Origin of the sequence: Pseudomonas asuensis (genome assembly GCF_014646755.1) — a bacterium.
Classification (GTDB): Bacteria; Pseudomonadota; Gammaproteobacteria; order Pseudomonadales; family Pseudomonadaceae; genus Chryseomonas; species Chryseomonas asuensis.
This window is the reverse complement of the sequence record NZ_BMNW01000057.1, coordinates 1-1,464: the sequence shown is the minus strand read 5'-3', so window position 1 is coordinate 1,464 and position 1,464 is coordinate 1. Positions and strand designations below refer to the sequence as shown.

The window sequence follows — 1,464 nt, the reverse complement described above, 5'->3', positions numbered from 1 at the left end:
GCACAGTCGGGCAAGCGGTTATTCTGGACGGCGATTCACTGATCGGTGGCTTTTTTGCCGCACGACGGACAGGCCCGGCAGTGGCGCGTGTTGCACAGGTATTTAATATGCGAGCAATGCTCATTGCCGCAGCTGTAGTGCTAGGTGCCGCCGGTCAGCATTTTGCTCACCGACTCCACTTCGATCTCCCGCAGCCCGCCGGCCTCCAGCAAACCTGCCCAGCAGCCGTTGGCCCTGGACAGGTTTTTCAAGGGGCGAGGTTTGAAGCCAGCGGACCGGCTGAAACGGACTCTGGAGTGGCGGCGGGTCACCCAGACTATTGCTGTTTATGCGCAGCCTGCAGCTGGGCCACGATGCGGGTGGCGGCTGCCCCCAATCCGGCGGCGTGCAGGGCGCGGGCGACTTCCCTATGAGTTCTCAAAGACCCGTCGTCGTTGCACAGGTGCGCGTTGATCTGAGCCTCCGTAGCGCCGGGCAAATACCGTGCCCCCCGGCAGCCTGCAGCTTGGGTGAACTGACCCCAAAAAGTTGGACATTAGAAGTGGGCTTTAAAGCGTAGCTAACTCAGTGCTTTGAGTTAGCTACGCTTTTTGAGTCAGCTTAAGCAAGCTATTGCCTTTATGGATGGATATAACGCGGCAATAACATAGCGGTTGAACACTTCTGTATAATTATAACGGCGTAGACATCGACATCATGCACTTGGACTCAGAGCTTGTACTCTTGCGTTTCGTACATCAGCAGATTTCCGAGCCAAACTGTAAATCTCATCACCATTCATACCTGCGGCTAGTAGCGTCGCCAAGTTGTTCATAACGAAGTTTCTTCGATCATTATCAAGCTCTGATACATGGTATATCCTAAACCCACTGAAGCCAGCATCCTTGAGCGTCTGGGCATTTCCCGTAACAAAATCTTGTTTATCGCGGGGTCGGGCAGCCAAGCCCATCATCATTCCAGAGCTATAACCAACGCTATTAAGCAGCGGCCCGTGTTGGAGAACAAACTCTTGCCTGGCGGGTAATAGCTTAAGAAAACTTTTTATTTCAGTCTTGCTAAAGTTGCCAAGTGTCTGGCCCTGGTTTATCAGAAGACGTTGTGTCGGTGTGATCTGGCTATCTGCAATGGCATTCAGGTGCCAGTTGGTCTGCCGTAGAGCCAAGACGCCGTTGGGATCATTTGATGCAATATGTCCTGCTATACGATCCAGCGTTTCATTGGGAAGCGTTGCCAGATTAGAAGAGCCAAGAGGTCTAGAATCCGTCCTGGGCATGAATTCCGTTGTGGGAAATGTACGCTCAGGATTAGAGGTAGACTTGGCAGATAACTCCTTGAGCTGGCTGTTGCGACCAAACACAAGGGTTGCCTCAAAAGGGTTGTCCGGGTCACCCGGTACGTGCGCAACCTGGTAGTGACAGCGGGTATCGCCATTAGGTAAACGTTCCTGGTTAACCTGTCCTTCGT

General features: G+C 52.9%; 1 protein-coding gene and 1 pseudogene. Both read right to left on the bottom strand.

Going from position 1 to position 1,464, the window contains the following annotated elements; translation table 11 throughout:
- Positions 1 to 38: 38 nt before the first annotated feature.
- A pseudogene (locus IEX86_RS24610) lies at positions 39 to 311 on the bottom strand (hypothetical protein); the annotation flags it as partial.
- Between the two features lie 383 nt (positions 312 to 694).
- The coding region (locus tag IEX86_RS24605; protein ID WP_229685505.1) for a hypothetical protein at positions 695 to 1,464 on the bottom strand (770 nt) is incomplete at its 5' end.